The organism is Solidesulfovibrio alcoholivorans DSM 5433, from assembly GCF_000702665.1.
Taxonomy (GTDB): domain Bacteria; phylum Desulfobacterota; class Desulfovibrionia; order Desulfovibrionales; family Desulfovibrionaceae; genus Solidesulfovibrio; species Solidesulfovibrio alcoholivorans.
The window spans coordinates 1-2560 of record NZ_JNJA01000052.1 but is presented as its reverse complement, the minus strand read 5'-3'; the positions used below and the strand labels follow the sequence as shown (position 1 = coordinate 2560).

The following is a 2560-nucleotide window of genomic DNA, read 5'->3' as shown; positions in this document are numbered from 1 at the left end:
ATGGTCAAGAAATTTGAAAATAAGTAGGTAAATTAGCATGATAAAGGAGCACGATGTCGCTTGTGTTCCGTTTTTTCCAATACTTCATCCTGGGTCTACACCAGGGCGTATCTCCGCCTCGTAGCGCCGCTTTGCGTCGTATCCCCATACTCCAGTGTCATTTTCTCCCTAGCACCCTTTAGATGGAAGCTAATGCCGCATAGGGCAGCATTAGCCATTCTGCCTGTGCGGACTTCTTAATATTAACTTTAAATTTATTCCATACCGTCATAGTCTAGTATGATACAAACTGGTCCGTTCAACCAAAATTTATTTTTCAATTTCTATTTAAACAATTCTTTAACTGCAAAAAAAAATATGTTTTCAAACTACTAAGATAAACAAAAAATACACTGTCCCTGGCACGAATCGAAACAATATTGCAACCTAGATTCTGATTAAACTCACATGGTTAGTAAATATTTTTCGTAAAAATGGGCACATTCTTTTACATTTAATTTTTAAAAGATATTCTGCAAACAATCATCCCACTTGGGAAGGCGCGCCCGAATGGGATGATTTAGGGATAAAAGAATGATAGCACTATTATTTATAGTGCAATATCATTCTATTTCCAATACTGCAACGGGAAAAGTATAATTTTTGGGAAATATTTTATAAACAAATTGACTGTTAAATTTGTAAGAACTTTGGCATCACAAACATAAATATAAAAAAGAATGCATTTATATGCATATCGCAAATAAATTGGCTCAAAATGACCTCAAATGCAAAAAACTTTGTTTACTGCAAATTGATTGACGGTAGAATTGAGCGCAACTAAATAAAAATTTTAAAGGAGGAAAAAATGAAAAATCAGAAATGTTCGAAAAGTCTAACATTGCGAACTGATGAATTATTGCATGGCAAGATAATGGAATTCGCAAAAAGTTATAATTTGTCAATTTCATCAGCCATCAGATTCTTGATTGTTACAGGACTCATGGAAGTTACCTCAAAAATCAGTTTATAGGAGAATAAAAGCATGATAGCTCAAAACGTAGATACTATTAAACAATTTTTTGGAAAAATATTACCGAAAAATTCAGAAAATTACTATATAACTATTTCAACTAAAAATAAAGAAACTAAAATGGTAACAAATAAGCCATTTCACATAAATGAAATAGATAAAATCGCAAAGTATTGCATTGACAGTAATGAACTATGCCATGTGTATTTTGGTCTTGGACTATTATCTAGTCCCACTAAAGACAACAAACGAGCAACAAACGATACAGTTTCATGTTTAACTGGATTTTGGGCAGATATTGACTATGGAAATGTAGGACATAGCAAAAACAATTTACCCCCAACATATGATGATGCGATATTATTATTAGATGGCATAGAAAAACCTTCCATCATAGTTGCAACAGGTGGAGGAATTCATGCCTATTGGGTATTCAATGAACCAATCATAATCGGTGATAGCAACAGAGATTTTATTGCAAACTCATTAAAATGTTTTCAAAAAAGTATAATACAAAATGGCATAAGCCACGAATGGGCTGTTGATAATACAGCTAATCTTGCTCAAATGTTACGCGTTCCAGAAACTATCAACTACAAATACAATAAATTAACATCAATCGTCGAAACAACTGATATTAAATATAATGCAAAAATATTTTGCGATAATTACACTGAATGTAAAATGCAAAATAATAATTATGGCAAAGAAGAAATTGCCGGCACTGATTATATTGCTGATATTTGTGACTACAATTCGATATCAGAATATTTCTTACTTAAAACAGGATGTAAGTGGATAAACTATTGCGAAACAAATTCCTATAATTTATCAGAACCGGAATGGTATGCAATGCTTTCTATTGTTTCAAGAATAGGGAGCGGTAGACAACATTGTCACGATATTTCAAAAAATTATTCAAACTATAGCTATGATGAAACAGAAAATAAAATCCAACAAGCACAAGAAAAAGGAGGACCATTCACATGCACAAATATCAAGAACACTTTTAAAAACAATGTATGTAAACATTGTCCATTTAGCAATATAATTTCAAGCCCAATTCAACTAAGTAAAAAAGACGTTCTAAATTTAAATTGTTCAAAATTTATTGAATTTAACAACAAACATGGTGCAATTTCAATTGCTGGTAAATCATTAATTATTAATTACGACGAGACAGATCAACTAAGTAGACTTAAAACTTTTAGTTTATCTTCCTACGATGATTTCAATAAAAGATATTTACCAGTACATGGCAAATGCATAAACGGGAAAGGGGAAATTGTGGAAGATAAATTTACAAAATTATGGCTAAATAGTAGTTACAGAAAAGATTTTCCAAATGGTATTATTTTTTCCCCGACAGAAGATATCAAAGGTGCATACAATTTATGGCAAGGATTTGCCGTACAACCAAAAGAAACAGGTGATTGGTCATTATATAAAAATCATATTATGGAAGTAATTTGCGACAATAAACCAGAAATTTATAATTATGTATTTGCTTGGATGGCTAATATTGTACAAAACCTTGGTAAAAATAGA

The 2560-nt window shown here is 31.5% G+C and carries 1 protein-coding gene; it reads left to right on the top strand.

Features of this window, described 5'->3' with window-relative positions:
- Nucleotides 1-1024: 1024 nt before the first annotated feature.
- Nucleotides 1025-2560: hypothetical protein (locus Q368_RS26395; protein ID WP_156955905.1), on the top strand; the 1536-nt coding region annotated here is incomplete at its 3' end.